This window comes from Thalassobacter sp. (assembly GCF_982993085.1).
The window spans coordinates 15,445-33,520 of record NZ_CEZFMW010000023.1 but is presented as its reverse complement, the minus strand read 5'-3'; the positions used below and the strand labels follow the sequence as shown (position 1 = coordinate 33,520).

Here is an 18,076-nt window from a genome sequence, read left to right as displayed (position 1 = left end):
TCACCATCATGGGCCACGTTGACCACGGTAAAACATCCCTTCTGGATGCGATCCGTGATGCAAAGGTTGTTGCTGGCGAAGCTGGCGGGATCACCCAGCACATCGGCGCCTATCAGGTGAAAACCGAAGGTGGCACCGTACTGAGCTTCCTCGACACCCCTGGTCACGCGGCGTTTACGTCCATGCGTGCACGTGGTGCGCAGGTCACGGATATTGTGGTCTTGGTGGTTGCCGCTGACGACAGCGTGATGCCCCAAACGATTGAGGCCATCAACCACTCCAAAGCAGCTGGCGTGCCCATGATCGTTGCGATCAACAAAATGGACCGTCCCGCAGCCGACGCACAGCGTGTTCGCACGGAATTGCTGCAACATGAGGTCGTGGTTGAAGCGATGTCCGGTGAAGTCCAAGACGTAGAAGTCTCGGCGCATACCGGCCAAGGTCTGGATCAACTGCTGGAAGCCATCGCGCTTCAAGCTGAAATCCTTGAGCTGAAAGCCAACCCACAACGTGCCGCCCAAGGCGCCGTGATCGAAGCACAGCTTGACGTAGGCCGTGGTCCCGTCGCGACTGTCCTCGTGCAAAACGGAACCCTGCGCAAAGGCGACATCTTTGTCGTTGGTGAGCAATGGGGTAAAGTTCGCGCACTGGTGGATGACAAAGGTCAACGCGTTGATGAGGCCGGGCCATCCGTGCCCGTTGAGGTTCTAGGCCTGAATGGCACACCCGAAGCTGGCGATGTTCTGAACGTTGTCGATACCGAAGGCCAAGCACGCGAAATCGCCGAATACCGCGAAAAAGCTGCCAAGGACAAACGCGCCGCCGCTGGTGCCGCGACAACCCTTGATCAGCTTCTTGCTAAGGCAAAAGACGACCAAAACGTGTCCGAGCTTCCCATCTTGGTAAAAGCCGACGTGCAGGGTTCTGCCGAAGCCATCATCCAAGCCATGGAAAAAATCGGTAACGATGAAGTCCGCGTCCGTGTTCTCCACTCCGGTGTTGGCGCGATCACGGAATCAGATATCGGTTTGGCCGAAGCTTCCGGCGCACCTGTGATTGGCTTTAACGTTCGGGCCAATGCGCCTGCACGGAACTCGGCCAACCAAAAGGGCGTTGAGATCCGTTACTACTCGGTGATCTACGATCTGGTCGACGACGTAAAAGCCGCCGCATCGGGCCTACTGTCCGCAGAGATTAAAGAAACTTTCATCGGCTACTCGCAGATCAAAGAAGTCTTCAAGGTTTCCGGCGTCGGCAAAGTGGCTGGGTGTCTTATCACCGAAGGTGTGGCTCGTCGTTCCGCCGGTGTTCGCCTTCTGCGCGACAACGTGGTGATCCACGAGGGTACGCTCAAGACACTCAAGCGCTTCAAGGATGAAGTCAAAGAGGTTCAGTCTGGTCAAGAATGCGGTATGGCATTTGAAAACTACGATGATATCCGCCCCGGCGACGTGATCGAAATCTTCGAGCGCGAAGAAGTCGAACGCGCGCTCTAAGCTGGGCACCGATGAAGAATGAAACAAAGGGCCTTCTTCGGAAGGCCCTTTTCTATTGGATCAAGCGATTTGAACGGTGCGGTTGCGCAGCCAGATGCTCAAGTTCAACGCCGCAGCGACTGAAACCCATACCAAATAGGGCGACGTGATCCAAAACGCGAGCGTGTCCATCGGCCAAAGCATCGCCAACAACCCAAGCACTGACAGCCAGAGCAAACCAATGATCACAAGGCCTGCGCCCAATCGTTGCAATCCAAAGAAAACCGGCGTCCACAGCGTGTTGAGCGCGATTTGAAGCGCCCAGAAAGCCATGACATACGCAGAGCCTTCCATCGGTGCCACGCGCGCCGCCGCAAATGCGATTGAAATATAGAGAACCGTCCATGCCACAGGGAAGAGCCAATCAGGCGGTGTCCACGTCGGTTTATCTAGCCCGCGGTACCATGCACCGGGCGCAAACATGCTTCCAGTGGCTGCGGCTGCGCAACAAGCTCCGAAAAATATGGCGAAAAGGGTCCAATCCATGACCCTTAACTAGGGCGCATTTCTCCGGGTTCCAATAACCCCCGATCACGCGCCTCCAATTGCGCCAAAACCGTCAGCACAGACTCGCCCCAACCGACCGCAGCCCGTGGGTGCGCGGCAGCGTTAACCAGAAACGCAACCTCATCCAACGGCCGGGCATAAACGACCGAGGAATAGGGCATCACGCTCGTCAATCCGGCCTGAAGCATAGACTGACCGATCCAGCCGATCTTTTGCCGGCCACTCGTATGCGCGCGCTTGGTGATGCTATCGAACTTTGCACGCCGGATTTCGCGGCCGATGCCGTCATATATGTTACGCGCCGCAAATATCCCCACGCGTGCTTTAACCGGTAGCTTCGCGATACCCGGCTCGGACCGAATGTATAACCGATGCGCTTCTGCCAAGAGCTTCTTGACCATGCGCCGAACCTCGGGCGTTGGTGTGGGGTTAGCAAAGAAAGCCTCAACGTCAATCTGCGCTTCATCCAGCCAATCCAGCGGCAGATAGATCCGGCGCGCGCGGGCATCTTCGCCCACATCGCGGGCAATGTTGGTAAGCTGCATCGCAACGCCCAGATCACAGGCCCGCGCCAACGCATCGGGGTCACGCACGCGCATCAACACGCACATCATCGCGCCCACGGCACTTGCGACACGGGCCGAATAGCTCCGCACGTCAGACAACGTTTGATATCGCTGCTCCATCCCGTCCCAAGCGAGGCCTTCCAACAAGGCTTCGGGCAGGGCGCGTGGCATCTCGAACTCTTCGATCATCGCGGTAAAGGCCCGGTCTGCCGGCGCATCAAAGGGCCGCCCCGCATAGGCGCGCTCCAACCGATCGCGCAGGCGCAGAACCGCAGGTGCTTTGTCCTCAACCTCGTCCACAGCATCGTCTGCCAAACGGCAAAACGCATACAGCGCCAGCGCCGGGTCCCGAATGTCCGAAGGTAATAGTTTTGATGCCGCCCAAAAGCTGCGCGACCCGGTGCGAATGGCTTCGCGGCAATGTTCTAGATCAGCGGGGTTCATTCGGCAGCTTCACGCATATCTTCGGTGATGTGCATCGGTGGCACAGCGGGCACCAGCTTACCCAGCACCTCGGCCGAAGACACAACTCCCGGCAGGCCAGCACCGGGATGCGTACCCGCCCCCACAAGGAACAGGCCTGGCACCTCTTCGCTTACGTTATGAGGCCGGAACCAAGCGCTTTGCAGAATACGCGGCTCAATCGAAAAGCCGGCCCCAAAGGGCGACAAATACCGATCCCGGAATTCGTTGGGCGTGAAAACGGCACTCGCAGAGAGGTGTTTCCACAATCCCGGCAACATCTTTTCCTCCAACACATCCTGGACCTTTTGACGGTAGGTTTCCGCCATTTGCGTCCAGTCCACCGGATCTTTGCCACCCAAGTGCGGAACCGGGGACAAGGCGTAGAACGTATCGCCACCCTCAGGGGCTACACTTGGATCAGTGACCGAGGGACGGTGAACATAGAGGCTCATGTCATCGGCGAGCTTGTTCTTGATAAAGATATCGTTGAGCAGCCCTTCATAGCGCGGACCGCTTAGAATGGTGTGGTGACCCACGTCTTTCCACATGTCACTGGTGCCCGACGTGCCAAAATACCAAACAAACAATCCCATAGACCAACGCCGCGAGCGCACCTTGCGATCCGTCCAACGTCTGCGTTTGTGATTGCGCAAAAGCCGTGTGTAGGTGAACCCCGCATCAGCGTTTGACACGACGATCTCGGCCGCTTCGCTTGCACCATCCGACAGTCGCACGCCAGCAGCGCGGCCATTCTTGATGAGGATTTCATCGACCTCTTCACCCAACCGAACGCGGCCACCTTGGTCGCGAATGACATTGGCCATTGCGGTTGCCATCGCCTGCACACCGCCCATCGCGTAATGTACGCCGTACTCTTTTTCGAGATGGCTCACGAGCGCATACATCGACGTCACATGCGCCGGGTCGCCACCAATGAACAGCGGGTGAAATGACAACGCCATACGTAAACGTTCATCTTTGACCCGCTTTTGCGCGAGCTTCAGGATGGATTGATCTGCCCGCAGCAGGCCAAACGTCGGCAAAACCTTGATCGTATCCCATGCCTTATGCATCGGCTTCGCGACCATTCCCTCAAACCCGACAACATAGCGCCGCGCGGCATCCTTAAGGAACCTGCGGTAGCCGGGCACATCTTTGGGCGAAAGGCGCGCTACTTCGGCCTCCATCGCTTCGGTGCTTTGACGTGCAGTGAATGTTTCGCCGTCGGGAAACCGAATCTCATAAAAGGGGTCCATGGGGCGCAGATCGACATCTTTGTCGAAATCGCGCCCGCAGGCCGCCCACAGATCCCTGTACACCTGAGGTACCGTGACAATCGTCGGCCCAAGATCAAAACGGTGCCCATTTGACGTGATTGAGGACCCCCGACCACCAACGATATCCAGCCGATCAATAACCGTTACGCGGTATCCCTTGGCGCCCAAACGCATACCTGCGGCCAGCCCACCAAGCCCAGCGCCGACCACAATAGCATGAGGGCGGCCAGCGGCATTTGGGTCAGCTTGAATACGGGAATCGACTACGGTCATTTTATTTGTCACTCTATATGTCTAGTTTACTTTACATATTGCGGGCTAACTTGTCTCTCTCAAAATATATAATACCTTCATATTTGACAAAACATGTGTCACACTAAGTTTACACTAAGGCGAAGGAGAGTCGTGATTCAGACCGTTACGCTCAACTTTTTCCGTTTCGGACCCATCTCGCAGCGTCTTTGGGCGTTTGCACAGATGGGTGCCGCGCGGTTCAGCATGCCCAAAGTTCCGGGGATCGGATTTTGGAAGCTATGCGGCTCAGGCACGGGCGAAGGCTTTACGCCAATTCCCAACACAGCCGTCTACGCCATTCTCTCCACATGGGATAACATGGGCAGTGCGCGCGCAGGCCAAACGGCCTCAGTATTCCAAAACTACCGCAAACACGCGGACGAAGCGTTTACGCTCTATCTTAGCCCCACAGCCACCCGCGGCAGTTGGAGCAACCAGCAACCGTTCCGCGCGACATCCGCGCCAGACACCGCCACTGGCCCTATCGCCGCCTTGACGCGGGCGACGGTCAAGCCATCGGTTGCTACGCGGTTCTGGGGCCGGGTGCCTGACATCAGCACAGTCATCGGCTCTGATCCGAACGTACTATTCAAAATCGGGATTGGCGAAGTGCCTCTCCTGCACCAGATCACCTTTTCGATCTGGCCCGACACAGACGCAATGGCCAACTTCGCCCGCCGGGGCGGCCCCCACTCCGAGGCCATTAAGGCCGTCCGCAATGAGGGATGGTTTTCCGAAGAACTATACGCCCGCTTCCATGTTCTGGATGCCGAGGGCACATGGGAAGGGCATACGCCTCTCCCGCATTTTGAGGACGCAGCATGACACGTGTTTTTCCATTCTCCGCGATCGTCGGCCAAGACGAAATGAAACAGGCCATGGTCCTGACGGCGATTGACCCCGGTATTGGTGGTGTCTTGGTTTTTGGCGACAGGGGCACGGGCAAATCAACGGCTGTGCGCGCGCTGGCGGCCCTGTTGCCATCGATCGACGCGGTTGCGGGCTGCCCCGTGAACGCCGCGTCTGAGGCAGAAATCCCTGACTGGGCCCAGGTCGAAGACCGCGCCATCGTATCTAAACCCACCCCCGTCATCGACCTGCCGCTTGGCGCAACCGAGGACCGCGTGGTTGGTGCCCTCGACATTGAGCGCGCGCTGACACGTGGGGAAAAAGCGTTTGAACCCGGCCTGCTGGCCCGCGCAAACCGCGGCTACCTTTATATTGATGAGGTCAACCTTCTAGAGGACCACATCGTCGATCTCTTGCTGGACGTCGCACAGTCCGGCGAAAACGTAGTTGAGCGTGAAGGCCTTTCTATCCGCCACCCAGCGCGCTTTGTGTTGGTCGGCTCGGGCAACCCGGAGGAAGGCGAACTGCGCCCACAGCTGCTGGATCGGTTCGGTTTGTCAGTTGAGGTAGCCTCTCCCAACGACATCGATCTGCGGGTCGAGGTGATCCGCCGCCGCGATGCATTCGAGAACGACCATACCGCATTCATGCAGCATTGGGATGCTGAGGACAGCGCCCTGCGTGCACGTATCCTTGTGGCGCGTGAAACACTCAAGACCATGAAAACCGACGACGCCGTTTTACGCGACTGTGCCGAGCTGTGTGTCACCCTCGGCAGCGATGGACTGCGGGGCGAATTGACCCTGCTCCGGACCGCCCGCGCGCTTGCGGCGTTTGAAGGCGCGGATGCTGTGACACGTCACCATCTGCGGTCTATCGCGGCCTCTGCACTGCGCCACCGCTTGCGCCGTGATCCGCTGGACGAAGCGGGCTCAACCACCCGTGTGACGCGCGTGGTCGAAGAAGTCCTCGCGTGAGCGACGCCAACGATATCTGGTCGCGGGCGGCCCTCGCGGTGGCCTGTTTTTCCGTTGACCCTGCGGGGTTGGGCGGGATTTGGGTGCGCGCGCGGTCAGGTCCTGTCCGTGATCGGCTGATTGCGGGCATTCTTGCAGGGCTTCCCCCCATGGGGCTGCGGCGGTTGCACCCCAATATCTCTGATGAGCAACTGTTTGGCGGCGTTGATCTAGGCGCCACCCTGTCGTCCGGCAAGTTGGTCCGGTCCAATGGCATTCTGGGTGCGCCCACGGCCATGCTACTCCCGATGGCCGAGCGGGCGACAGCAGGCCTATCGGCGCGGCTTGCTTTGGCACTAGATGCACAAAGCGGACATGCCCTGATTGCGATGGACGAAGGCGCCGAACCCGATGAACGATTGGCACCGTCGCTTGCGGATCGGGTCGCGATACACCTTGATCTGGACGCCTTGGCCGTGGGCGATTGCCCTGTATTAGAGACAGATTTTGAAGCCATCACTCAGGCGCGCGCGTTACTGCCCAATGTGCAGGTCATGCCTGAGGCGCTGGATACATTGACCCGGCTATCCGCGCGGCTTGGCATTACGTCCCTGCGCGCGCCGCTTTTGGCTTTGCGGCTGGCCCGAGCATCTGCGGCATTGATGGGCGAAACACATGTGGACGAAGAGGACCTGACCCTTGCGGCGGAACTGGTTTTAGCCCCCCGTGCGACAATCCTGCCCCAATCGGAAACCGCGGAACCCGAAGCAGAACCAGAGCAGCCGAAGCCAGATGCAACCACAGACCCAGAGGATAGTACTGAGGATCAGTCAGAGTTGGATATGCCCATCCCCGAGGACATCTTGCTTGAGGCTGTGAAGGCTATTTTACCAACCGATCTGCTCGCGCAACTCGCGGCCTCCAAGGCGCCAAGACGCACCGTTTCCGCTGGCGGCACAGGGGCTGCGAAACGCGGCAATCGGCGAGGTCGGCCCTTACCCTCCCGTCCCGGCACATTGGACGGAGAGCAGCGGATCGACATGGTCGCGACCTTGCGCGCCGCTGCACCTTGGCAGCCCGTGCGCGCCAAACAGCAGCCGGATCGCATTGGCCTGCACATCCGGCCTGATGACATCCGAATTCGCCAGTTTGAGGAAAAATCTGACCGGCTTTTGATCTTTGCCGTTGATGCCTCAGGCTCTGCCGCGATGACCCGTTTGGCCGAAGCCAAGGGCGCAATCGAACTTCTGCTCGCAGAGGCCTATGCTCGCCGCGATCAGGTCGCGCTGATCTCATTCCGGGGCGAAGCGGCAGAAGTGCTTTTGCCGCCGACCCGTTCGCTGGTTCAAACCAAACGTCGCCTCGGCGCGCTTCCCGGTGGCGGCGGCACCCCGCTTGCGGCAGGATTGCGGGCGGCGATGGAACTAGCAGAACAGTCCAAGGGCCGTGGCATGACGCCATCCATCGCGGTCATCACCGACGGACGCGCCAATGTCGCCCTCGACGGAGCCGCTAACAGACCGCAAGCCGCCGAAGACGCCCAAACATTGGGCCGCGTCATCCGCAGCCGAGATATCCCCGCACTGGTCATTGATATGGGCAATCGCCCACAGCCCGGCCTTAAGGATTTGGCCTGCACGATGGGTGCGACTTACCTGCCCCTGCCCCGCGCCGATGCGCAGCGTTTGTCTACGGCTGTGTCTGTCGCGCTGGACGCATGAACTGGCTCAAGCATCAGGCGTCGTGGCCGCATGCGGCGTATTCGTCGTTTCATAACGTGCGCCCACATCGCTGGCATGTCCAAGACATGGGCGAAGGTTCCCCCATATTACTGCTGCATGGCGCGGGGGCATCCACACAGTCATTCCGTGCATTGATGCCCCTGCTTGCGGCCTCTCATCGGGTGCTGGCCGTTGACTTGCCCGGGCATGGCTTCACCACGTCCGGTGCGCGCAGCCGGGCCTCACTTGATGGCATTGCAGAAGATATGCGCGCCCTTTTGCGCCATATCGGCGTGCGGCCCAAGGTGGTTGTCGGTCATTCTGCTGGAGCAGCCGTGGCCACCCGAATGGCGCTGGATATGCACACACCGCCTGACGCGCTGGTTGCGATCAACGGCGCGTTTGAAATGTTCGATGGGATGGCCGGATGGCTGTTTCCGATGATGGCTAAAATGCTATCGCTCAATCCGCTCACGGGCATGATATTTTCGGTCACAGCGGGAAATGAGGCCCGCGTTCGCAAGCTGCTGCAATCCACCGGAAGCGAGGTCGACGCCGAAGGCATCCGGCTTTACCACGCGCTAATATCGGACCGATCCCACGTCGAGGGCACGCTGTCGATGATGGCGCAGTGGCGGCTTGAACGGTTGCTGAGGGACCTGCCCAAAGTGCCTTGTCCTACCCTGCTTTTGACGGGTGAAAACGACGGCGCGGTGCCGCCCAGCGTGTCAGAGGCAGCAGCCGCGCGCATCCCGATTGCCACGCACATAACATATGCCAATCGCGGGCACCTGCTGCACGAAGAAGACCCCGAAACCGTGGCGGACCGTATCCTCAACTTTCTTGCGGATAACAAAAAGGGCAGCCAAGCGCCCGCCTGACTGCCCCAATACTACGTGTCCTAGTGCCTTAGGAATCGCCAGCCGAGAGGCTTGCGAGATAGGCGTACAAGTTCACAGCATCTTCCGCTTTGCGCACCTTGAAGGACATCTTGCCCCGGCCGCTTTCGCCTGTTGCTTCTTGGGACGCGCCAGTCGGGTCCATCACGTACTTCACAAAGAACTCTTCGGTGTACACGACGCCTTGCTCGGCACCGGCCTCAAGCAGCTTGGAATAACGGAACCCATCAACGGAGCCCATTGTAGCGCCAGCAATGTTGTACAGGTTCGGGCCGGTCTTGGCTTTGCGGCCCGCCAGCGTTTCGCCTGCGTCGTTCACCACGACGTGGCAGGATACGCATTGGCGAAATGCCTTTTCGCCCGCTGCGGCGTCGCCGGTAGCAGCGTGGCCATCTGCCATGGCTGCGCCTGCAAAAAAGGCGGGTACGGCCATCATGCCAGCAGCAAGGATTGCAAGTTTTTTCATTTGGATTACTCCCTTAGTGGATATCGCACTTGATAGAGGAATTAGAGGCAAGGCCTCAAGGTTCCACAAAAAACTTCACATATCACAATCACGCGACGGCGTGAGCGATAGCGCATTGCTGCCACAACTGCTTTAACGCGGCGACGAGTTTATCAATATCGGCATCCGTGTGCAGTGGCCCAGGGGTAAAGCGAAGACGCTCCGTGCCCTTTGGAACCGTCGGATAATTGATGGGTTGGACATAAATCCCGTACTGATCCATCAAAATATCACTGAGTTGGCGGCACTTAACCGGATCCTTGATCATCACGGGGATGATATGGCTTGGGTTGTCGATGTGCGGGATACCGGCGGCATCCAGCTTAGCCCGCAACTTGGCGACCTGACGTTTTTGGGCATCACGCTCGGCGGCACTTTGCTTGAGGTGCGCAATGGACGCTGTGGCGGCGGCTGCAACTGCAGGGGGCAGCGCCGTGGTGAAAATAAAGCCCGACGCAAAGCTGCGCAGGAAATCGACCATCGCGACGGAACCGGTGACATAGCCGCCGACGCATCCGAATGCCTTGCCCAAAGTGCCTTCGATCAAGGTGATACGGTCCATCAGGCCGCGTTCCTCAGCGACACCGCCGCCGCGTGGCCCGTACATGCCCACTGCGTGGACCTCATCGATATAAGACATCGCGCCGTGCTTTTCGCAGACATCAAGGATTTCTTCGATGGGGGCGATATCGCCGTCCATTGAATAGACACTCTCGAACGCGACGATCTTGGTGGCATTCGCGGGCAACGCGGCCAGCTTGCGGTCCAGGTCTTCGGGGTCGTTGTGTTTCCAGATCACGCGGTCACATTTGGCGTGGCGGATGCCCTCAATCATAGAGGCGTGGTTTAGCGCGTCTGAGAGGATCACCGCATTCGGCAAACGGGACCCCAAAGTGCTGAGCGCAGCCCAGTTGGACACGTAGCCCGAAGTGAACAACAGCGCCGCTTCTTTGCCGTGCAGATCGGCCAGCTCGGCCTCTAGCGCGACGTGGTGGCGCGCGGTGCCGCCGATGTTACGCGTGCCGCCCGCACCCGTGCCGTGCGCCTTAACGGCCTCGACCATCGCATCGACTACGTTGGGGTGTTGGCCCATGCCCAGATAATCATTGGAACACCAGACCGTCACATCATCCGCACCTTCACCATGGTTTTGAACCGTGGGAAAGGACCCGCACTTGCGCTCTAGCTCGGCGAAAATGCGATAATTGCCCTCTTCTTTGAGTTTATCGAGTTGGGCTTGAAACAGGGTGTCAAAGGGCATTTTCGGGTCCTCCAGATGTCGTGTCTTGTTCTTTGGGCAGCATCCACCGCCAGAGTTTTTCGTCAGGCAGCCGCACGACCATGAACCAATGCTCCAGGAGCGCCAGCGCAGTCATAACAGCCAATAGGGTAAAGCCGATTGCGGCCGCGGGAGTGGGCGCATCGGCGATGCGTTCCATGAAACAGGCAACAGCAAAACTGAGACCTGTGACAGAGGTCGGGAACAGCCAGTTGATCCGGGATTCCCGAAAGTGGCTGGGCACATGGACCAGTGGTTTGGGGATGAACTCTGTGTTCACTTTTCGCACGCCCAAATACAGGTTCAGCTTGGCGCTGATCCGGGCGACATACAGGATGGCAAAGGTCCAAAACGCGAATTTATTGGGCATACCGAAGGCAAAGAGCGACAAAGCCATCAGCGCCATCACAAGGGCGACCTCGTGGTACGCGACGGTGCCCCAAGCGCGGATGAACCGCTCCCACTCGGGGACGCCGGCGCGCAGTGGATAGCGGTTTGGCCCCGCAATCACGCCCGTCAAAAACGCCAATTCAATCCAGCCCCAAATCGCCAGCGCCGAGAAAAACGCACCATAGACACCAAACAACGAGGTATCTGTGAACGTAATCCACGCGCCGGTGCCCCCAAGGATCAGCAGGGGCACGTTGCCGATTGTGGCCCACAGATGGCCGTCGGAATTATCAGCACGACGCACAACGAGCAGGATCACACCGGTGGCGAACCACCAGGCGAAAATGGCCACAAGGGCTGCGATCCAGACGTTTTCGAGCATCAGTAGCTGGGCTCCATCCGTACGTTTTCAGGTGGGGTGCTTTTCACAACCGGGATCATGAACAGCGTCACAAACGCTGCGGCGGCACGCGTGGTGCCGGACGCTTTGCCCAACACGCGAGCGAGGCCGGTTTTCTTTTCGGCCACGGCCAAGTCAGCGTTCGCTTTTTGCAGCCGCTTAAGCGTTGGAAGCCACATGGGATGATCGATATCCAGCATCATCGGAAAGATCTGTGCGCTGAGGTCAGAGGTCTTGCGGAACACCTCTTGGCCGTACCAATCCACATCCACGCCAAGCGCATCGTGAAATGCAGGGCGCTGGTGATCGCGCACGTACATGGTCCCAAACACAGCCGTCAAAAAGAACTTAATCCATAGCTTGTTTTGCCACGTTTCTGTCAGTTTGGGGTCGGTTTTCATCAGCAAGGCAAACGCCTCACCATGAGAAAACTCATCATTGCACCATTCTTCAAACCATTTGAAAATCGGGTGGAACCGCTTTTCGGGGTGCTTTTCGAGGTGACGGAAGATGGTGATGTAGCGCGCGTAGCCGATCTTTTCCGACAGATACGTCGCATAGTAGATGAACTTGGGCCGGAAGTAGGTGTACTTCTTTTTCTGAGTCAAGAACCCAAGGTTCACAGCAATGCCCGCTTCGCGCAGGGCATCGTTAATGAAACCGGCGTGCCGGGCTTCATCCCGAGCCATCAGCTGAAACAGTTCGGTGACGTCCTTGTTGGAGCCCCGACGCTTCATCTCTTTGTAAAGAACACAGCCAGAGAATTCAGCGGTACAGCTAGAGATGAGAAAATCGATGAATTCACGCTTAAGCGTTGGCTCCATCCCGTCCCAATCGACGGTGTCCCAATCGGCATTTTTCTTGAAATGCCCTTTGTTGGGGTCTGCCTTCATTTGGGCGATCAGATGATCCCAATCTTCGCGGACCGGCTCTACGTTGATGGCGTCCAGCTCTTCGAAATCGGTGGTGTAGAACCGCGGGGTCAGCAGGGTGTTTTGCATCGCCAGTGCGGTCGCACCTTCGCTGTCGACGACGTTGTGGTTGTCGGCAGCTAGGGCCTCTTCGACGGTGCTTGCGTCGGCGGAGTGTGTGTTATGAACATTCATTGCATTGCCTCCTCAGAGAAGGAAAACTCGCAGAGTTCCATGAACTCCAGATCGCCGGTCATCCGCGTCCAAAGACGCTCAAGACCTGACGCACGAGTGATGGTTGCGATCCGGTCCTCAGAAACGATTTCGCCATAGGGCGCCATGATTTCGGGGCCTTGGACTTGGACCTCATCGCCTGGAAAGATGACCGCGCCGTTGTTGAACTTTACGTGCGCATGGAGGCTTTCGAACTTGTGGCTGATTTCAACCGTACAAGGCGCCGTCTCGGTGGTGCGTGTAAAAAATCCCATGGGTCTACTCCTCCAACATCGCGGCGAACGTGGCCGCATTGGTTGCGCCAAATCCAATCAACTCGGCACGCCATGCCGTGTGATCGTCCCGCAGGGACAGTTGGCCATTTTCGAACAGAACAAGGCGAACGGGCAAATCAGGGCTAAGCCCTGCCTGCGTCCGGGTCCGCTTGAGCACGCGGTACACACCCGCCACAAAGCCGCCTTGGGTTTCATCGAGGTCCGCAATCAACGATCCGTTTGCATCCAGCACGCGAGCCGCACCAGACATGCCATCCGCGCTGATAAACAACACGCGTTCCTTGATGACGCCCACATCGGAGCCTTCCATCATTGGCATCGCTTCAAGCGGTCGATCAGTCAGGCGGGCATAAGCCACGATGATGAGCGCACAGATCACAAGGACCAGCAGCGCACGCAGCAGCAAAACAGGGATCATCTCCTTGTCACGCTCTACGAGTTTCTGTTCGGGGGTCATTCTGACGGCTCCTTATTCTGCAGCAGCCAAAGAGGCTACATTGGGCGTCGCATGAGCGGGGTCTATCCGCGCGACACGAGGTTGCGAAATTTCGGGTTCAGCGACTTCGGCCAGCAGGCGCGCGACCTTTGCGGCCTGCGGGATGCAGCGCAGCGCGGGCTCTGTACGGGCGATCCGCCAAGGACGCATGTGTGGCCAAAGCGTCAGGTAACCAAAGCGGGTCTCGCCCAGCGTTTGCAGGGCAATGGTGCCGCTGCCATCCTTGCGGGTGGTCAGGTTGGCAGCAGCGATTTGTGTGAACGGAAAGTTCAACGTCATGGTGAGAGCCGCGCCAACGCGCATGATCACCCGACGGTTCGTGATGGTATAGACGGTCGATTTCGCCTGTGCCCATCCCGTCAGGATCAACATGATGCAGGCCACCGCCCCCAGCACAAGGTAGAACGAGGCGGCAGTCATCGCCTCGATCACAGACATGGTTGATCCCGCGACGATTGCCCGCCATCCAAACAGGATGAGGAAGTAGCCTGCCACCCATTTGAAGGACAGGCTTTCCTTGGTCAGCGCCCACCAGTTAGGTGCGCCCTGCCACAGGATGGTTTCCCCTTCGGGGAGCATCTCGGGCAGGCCGCGGATGGGTTCTTGGTCAAAATCGTCGTGAGACATGGGTCTGGTCCTTGTCGTTAAATCGTCGTCTTAGATCTGAGGCTCTTGACGCGCCGGGTCCGCGTAAAGTTTGCCACCGCCGATGTAGCCACAGATCTTGTCTTCCTCGAGCAAGGTCACCTGATTGGGCGATTTGGTCAGAGGAATGCCTGTGAAATGCTTCCCATAAAGCGACTTCACTTCCACGCGGTCGGCGTGAATACGGGTCAACTGGATGGGCATCAGCCGCGAAGAACCGTCTTCGTCCAGTTCAACGGACAAATAACGGACCAGCTGCTCGGGGGCATCGATCCACATGTCGTTGATCATCCCAACGATAGATCCATCAGCCGCCTGCACCGGCAGACCGCGCGGATCACGCCCAGCCGAAACGCGGAACGTCTCGGAGGCGCCCATGGGCACAATCTTGGTGTGGCCGTGGCCGTCCAATTCGGGCAAATCGCGACGCGCCGCCCAAGATGCGGGGCCAACACCGTCAACCATCGGATCACCGGTTGGCTCAAACGGGAAACCGTTGGGCACAGCAGATTGCTTGAGCGCAACGTTGCGCTGGGACTGCACATCTGGGCCGGGCAGCGTTACATCACCGCGGCCGTGGGGCAGCTTGAACGTTTTGGGGTTAGGGACCGGGAACGGCCCTTGGTTCGCGGACTCGGTCCCGTCGTCGTTTTCGAGCGGGTAGCCTTCGCGCATGTTTTCCGTCTGCAGATAGTAAATCAGGAGCGCGAAAAAGCCCCAGAAGAGCCAGATCGAGAGACTGGCCAAATCGAAGTTGCCGAAGAATGGTTCCACCATGGGATGACCTCCTTGTTGGGCGTTATGTCGGGAAGTCGGCGAGTCCGATCTTGCCGCTTTCCAGGGATTGGTTTGTGTCTGTAGTGATTGTCCGCACCAGCGGCCCAAGGGCGATAAGCGTGACGAACAGCAAAGCTATTTCCATGTGGTAGACCACGGAATAGCCGGTTGCCGGGCTCGCCAACGCCTCTCCCAAGGCGCCAGAAGTTGCGAATTGATTGACGGTGTCGCGCGTGGCGCCACCGATAGCTGTCGAGAGACCTTGCGCAGTCGCTTGCGCAGCCCCCCAAACTCCGAGTGCGAGGCCACGCCCCGCCAAACCCTGTGCCGGCATCGTCATCGCCGCATGCAGCGTGGCGACGGCAAAAAGCCCGCCACCAAAGCCGATCAACGCCGCGCCTGTAAAAAACAGGGGCATCGACATCATTGGGTTTGAAAAAATCACGGCCGAAAATGCGGCAAGGCCCACGAGGCAGCCACGTCCGGCGATGCGGTAAGGGTTCATGTCCGCGCCCAGCCATTTGGCCGCCATGGCAAATGCCACCAGCGCGCCCACCGCCCATGACGCCGTCAGAAGCGTTGTCATGGAGACTGACAGGCCCAGAATTTCACCGCCGTATGGTTCCAGCAGGACATCCTGCATATTGAACGCCATCGTCCCAAGAAACACGACCGCCAGCAGGCGGCCAGCCGTGCCACCCGCAGCCAGATCGTTCCACGCATCACTAAACCGGGGCATTGGCGCGTCGCGCTCTGCCTTGGTCATGGGGCGCACGCTTTCTTGTTTCCACAAGGCGACCACGTTCAAGATTAGGGTCACAACGGCGGTGCCTTGGATCACTTGGATCAGCTTGACGGGGGTAAAGTCGCGCAACAGCGCACCAAGGATGATCGCCGACACGAGCATGCCGAGCAGGAATGCCACATACAAGAACGCCACAACGCGGGGCCGGGTTTCATCCGTGGCGCGGTCCGCCGCCAGCGCAAGGCCCGCAGTTTGGGTCATATGCATGCCTAAGCCGGTCATAACAAACGCCAAACCAACGGCAATTTCGCCCGCAAAAGGAATGTCATAGGCATTGTTGCCCGACAGCACGAGCAACGCAGAAGGCATAATCGCCAGCCCGCCGAACTGCCAAAGTGTACCAAACCAAAGATAAGGCAATCGCTTCCACCCAATGGCGGAGCGGTAATTGTCAGACCGGTGCCCCAAAAGCGCACGGAAGGGCGCGACCAGAACCGGCAGCGCCACCATCATGGCAACCAGCAAAGCAGGCACGTTCAGTTCAACGATCATCACGCGGTTTAGCGTGCCCAACAACATCACCGCAGCCATCCCGACCGAGATCTGGAACAGAGACAAACGCAGCAGTTTTGCCATAGGCAGGTCTTCAGACCCCGCATCCGAGAAGGGCAGCATCTCAAGTGTGAACTTGGTCAGAGGATGCGCTTCTTTGGTCACGTAGCGTACTCCATGCAGGTGGAGATGTAGAAACCAGAGGTCACGCGCTCAATCTCGCTTAGCGCGCCGGTGGCGCCTGCGTGCGATGCCGCTTGTTGCAGCTTGGCGGGGGCATGCGGGATCATAATGGGCGACCGGTCTGAGCGGGGGAAAACCTTGCCCATGGTCCAGAATGTCATCAAAAACGGCGTGCGCGGTGCCACCGTAAACACCAGCGACTTGGACACGCGCGCGTCCAAGGCCGCCAGTTTTTGGCCGATATCGCCAGCCTCATAGTAAATCATGGAATCCATCGCGACGATGTAATCGAACGACCCAAGTTCGGGCGCGAACATATCGCCGGATTTGAACTGCACATTCGGGTGCAGATGGTGCGGCACGCGTTTCTTGGCGATCTCGATCAACGAGGGTGAGATATCAATGGCAACCACATCCGCGCCGCGATCCGCAAGGATCTCGGTTACTTGACCGGCGCCACACCCGGCATCTAGCACACGCGCGCCTGCCAAATCCTTTGGCAAACGCGATAGCATAATTTCACGCATCCGGTCCCTGCCCGCGCGCACGGTTTTGCGCACGCCAGAAACGGGCGCGTCCGAGGTCAGACGCTCCCATGTCTTGGTGGCGGTTTTGTCGAAATAAGTTTCGACGCGCGCCCGGGTGGATGCGTAATCGGCCACTTAGTCGAACCCCAACAATTCAAAGATATGACGATCTTCAAGCGGCGCGGGTGCTAGTGGATCAGTGCCTGCCCACAGCGTTTCAGCCATGCGGATGTATTCTTTTTGGCACTGGATGATGTCTTCATCATCGCCCATCTCAAACAGCGTCTTTTTCTTGAGCCGCGAGCGACGGATCGCATCCACGTCGGGCATATGCGCGATACGCTTGAAGCCGACGGTGTCACAATAGCGATCCACCTCGTCTGTGTCCTTGGAGCGGTTCGCCACACAACCCGCAAGCCGGACCTTGTAGTTCGCTGATTTCGCTTGGACGGCTGCAATAATGCGGTTCATTGCATAGATGCTGTCGAAATCATTCGCCGTCACAATCAGTGCGCGGTCAGCGTGTTGCAGCGGCGCGGCAAAACCACCGCAGACCACATCACCCAGCACGTCAAAGATCACGACATCTGTGTTTTCCAGCATGTGGTGTTGTTTCAGCAGTTTGACCGTCTGCCCCACAACATAGCCGCCACAACCTGTACCTGCGGGGGGGCCACCGGCCTCAACGCATTGCACGCCGCCGTAGCCGACGGTCACAAAATCCTCGGGCCGCAGTTCCTCAGAGTGGAAATCCACATCCTTGAGAATATCGATCACCGTTGGTTGCAGCTTGCCCGTCAGAGTGAATGTGCTGTCATGCTTGGGGTCGCAGCCAATTTGCAGGACCCGTTTACCCATTTTGGTAAATGCCGCAGACAGGTTCGACGACGTGGTCGACTTGCCGATGCCACCCTTACCGTAGACAGAAAACACCTTGGCGCCTTCGATCTTAAGCTGGTCGTCTTGGTGCACTTGTACGGAGCCTTCGCCATCTTGGCCACGCAGAATAGGGGGCGCTTTGTCCAATGCCATCAGTGTTTTCCTCCTGTTGGAAACGCAGTTTTCTGCGCACCCTTATGATTTAAATG

Annotated in this window: 19 protein-coding genes; 5 read left to right on the top strand and 14 right to left on the bottom strand. The window is 58.4% G+C overall.

The window, feature by feature from the left end:
• A partial coding sequence (gene infB / locus AC4GMC_RS05770) for a translation initiation factor IF-2 (protein WP_488089481.1) occupies nucleotides 1–1,496 on the top strand: 1,496 nt, incomplete at its 5' end.
• A 60-nt stretch (nucleotides 1,497–1,556) separates the two neighbouring features.
• Here infB and tspO read toward each other — a convergent pair.
• From tspO to AC4GMC_RS05755, 3 genes are read right to left on the bottom strand one after another with little or no spacing between them, the layout of a single operon-like run.
• Nucleotides 1,557–2,021, bottom strand: coding sequence for a tryptophan-rich sensory protein TspO (gene tspO / locus AC4GMC_RS05765; protein ID WP_487876938.1), 465 nt, complete (start codon nucleotides 2,019–2,021; stop codon nucleotides 1,557–1,559).
• A 5-nt stretch (nucleotides 2,022–2,026) separates the two neighbouring features.
• Nucleotides 2,027–3,052 (bottom strand): 15-cis-phytoene synthase, encoded by a 1,026-nt coding sequence (gene crtB / locus AC4GMC_RS05760; RefSeq protein WP_487879369.1) that lies wholly within the window; start codon nucleotides 3,050–3,052, stop codon nucleotides 2,027–2,029.
• The gene (locus AC4GMC_RS05755) at nucleotides 3,049–4,623 is read right to left on the bottom strand and encodes a phytoene desaturase (protein ID WP_487878625.1); all 1,575 of its coding nucleotides are present in this window, start codon (nucleotides 4,621–4,623) and stop codon (nucleotides 3,049–3,051) included. Before AC4GMC_RS05755 ends, crtB begins: the two co-directional genes overlap by 4 nt.
• A gap of 132 nt (nucleotides 4,624–4,755) precedes the next feature.
• On the opposite strand from AC4GMC_RS05755, the gene crtA reads away from it, so the two are divergent.
• The 4 genes from crtA to bchO are packed head-to-tail and all read left to right on the top strand — an operon-like array spanning nucleotide 4,756 to nucleotide 9,051.
• Complete coding sequence (gene crtA / locus AC4GMC_RS05750) at nucleotides 4,756–5,469, top strand: spheroidene monooxygenase (protein ID WP_487880339.1); 714 nt, start codon at nucleotides 4,756–4,758, stop codon at nucleotides 5,467–5,469.
• Nucleotides 5,466–6,470, top strand: coding sequence for a magnesium chelatase ATPase subunit I (gene bchI / locus AC4GMC_RS05745; protein ID WP_487877367.1), 1,005 nt, complete (start codon nucleotides 5,466–5,468; stop codon nucleotides 6,468–6,470). Before crtA ends, bchI begins: the two co-directional genes overlap by 4 nt.
• Entirely contained in the window at nucleotides 6,467–8,170 is a 1,704-nt protein-coding gene (locus AC4GMC_RS05740) for a magnesium chelatase subunit D (RefSeq protein ID WP_487877368.1), read from the top strand. The genes bchI and AC4GMC_RS05740 overlap by 4 nt, the downstream gene beginning before the upstream one ends.
• Nucleotides 8,167–9,051, top strand: a complete 885-nt coding sequence (gene bchO, locus AC4GMC_RS05735) for an alpha/beta fold hydrolase BchO (protein WP_487877369.1) — start codon at nucleotides 8,167–8,169, stop codon at nucleotides 9,049–9,051. The genes AC4GMC_RS05740 and bchO overlap by 4 nt, the downstream gene beginning before the upstream one ends.
• 28 nt (nucleotides 9,052–9,079) lie before the next feature.
• On the opposite strand, the gene AC4GMC_RS05730 is transcribed toward bchO, so the two are convergent.
• From AC4GMC_RS05730 to bchL, 11 genes are all read right to left on the bottom strand, one after another.
• On the bottom strand, nucleotides 9,080–9,535 hold the full coding sequence (locus AC4GMC_RS05730; RefSeq protein ID WP_487877370.1) for a c-type cytochrome: 456 nt from the start codon (nucleotides 9,533–9,535) through the stop codon (nucleotides 9,080–9,082).
• Nucleotides 9,536–9,623: 88 nt separating this feature from the next.
• Entirely contained in the window at nucleotides 9,624–10,835 is a 1,212-nt protein-coding gene (hemA, locus tag AC4GMC_RS05725) for a 5-aminolevulinate synthase (RefSeq protein ID WP_487877371.1), read from the bottom strand.
• Nucleotides 10,825–11,625, bottom strand: coding sequence for a putative photosynthetic complex assembly protein PuhE (gene puhE, locus AC4GMC_RS05720; RefSeq protein ID WP_487877372.1), 801 nt, complete (start codon nucleotides 11,623–11,625; stop codon nucleotides 10,825–10,827). Before puhE ends, hemA begins: the two co-directional genes overlap by 11 nt.
• Nucleotides 11,625–12,749: a magnesium-protoporphyrin IX monomethyl ester (oxidative) cyclase gene (gene acsF, locus AC4GMC_RS05715; RefSeq protein ID WP_487877373.1), complete on the bottom strand. Its 1,125-nt coding sequence runs from the start codon at nucleotides 12,747–12,749 to the stop codon at nucleotides 11,625–11,627. Before acsF ends, puhE begins: the two co-directional genes overlap by 1 nt.
• Nucleotides 12,746–13,042, bottom strand: coding sequence for a hypothetical protein (locus AC4GMC_RS05710; RefSeq protein WP_487877374.1), 297 nt, complete (start codon nucleotides 13,040–13,042; stop codon nucleotides 12,746–12,748). The genes acsF and AC4GMC_RS05710 overlap by 4 nt, the downstream gene beginning before the upstream one ends.
• Before the next feature lie 4 nt (nucleotides 13,043–13,046).
• Entirely contained in the window at nucleotides 13,047–13,520 is a 474-nt protein-coding gene (gene puhC / locus AC4GMC_RS05705) for a photosynthetic complex assembly protein PuhC (RefSeq protein ID WP_487878944.1), read from the bottom strand.
• 12 nt (nucleotides 13,521–13,532) lie between these two features.
• Nucleotides 13,533–14,186: a photosynthetic complex putative assembly protein PuhB gene (gene puhB, locus AC4GMC_RS05700; RefSeq protein ID WP_487878945.1), complete on the bottom strand. Its 654-nt coding sequence runs from the start codon at nucleotides 14,184–14,186 to the stop codon at nucleotides 13,533–13,535.
• A gap of 30 nt (nucleotides 14,187–14,216) precedes the next feature.
• On the bottom strand, nucleotides 14,217–14,981 hold the full coding sequence (gene puhA / locus AC4GMC_RS05695) for a photosynthetic reaction center subunit H (protein WP_038007424.1): 765 nt from the start codon (nucleotides 14,979–14,981) through the stop codon (nucleotides 14,217–14,219).
• Nucleotides 14,982–15,003: 22 nt separating this feature from the next.
• Complete coding sequence (locus AC4GMC_RS05690; RefSeq protein ID WP_487878949.1) at nucleotides 15,004–16,401, bottom strand: PucC family protein; 1,398 nt, start codon at nucleotides 16,399–16,401, stop codon at nucleotides 15,004–15,006.
• Nucleotides 16,402–16,439: 38 nt separating this feature from the next.
• Nucleotides 16,440–17,123, bottom strand: coding sequence for a magnesium protoporphyrin IX methyltransferase (bchM, locus tag AC4GMC_RS05685; protein WP_487878946.1), 684 nt, complete (start codon nucleotides 17,121–17,123; stop codon nucleotides 16,440–16,442).
• Nucleotides 17,124–18,023 (bottom strand): ferredoxin:protochlorophyllide reductase (ATP-dependent) iron-sulfur ATP-binding protein, encoded by a 900-nt coding sequence (gene bchL, locus AC4GMC_RS05680; protein WP_116904390.1) that lies wholly within the window; start codon nucleotides 18,021–18,023, stop codon nucleotides 17,124–17,126. It abuts the gene before it with no gap.
• Nucleotides 18,024–18,076: the final 53 nt, after the last annotated feature.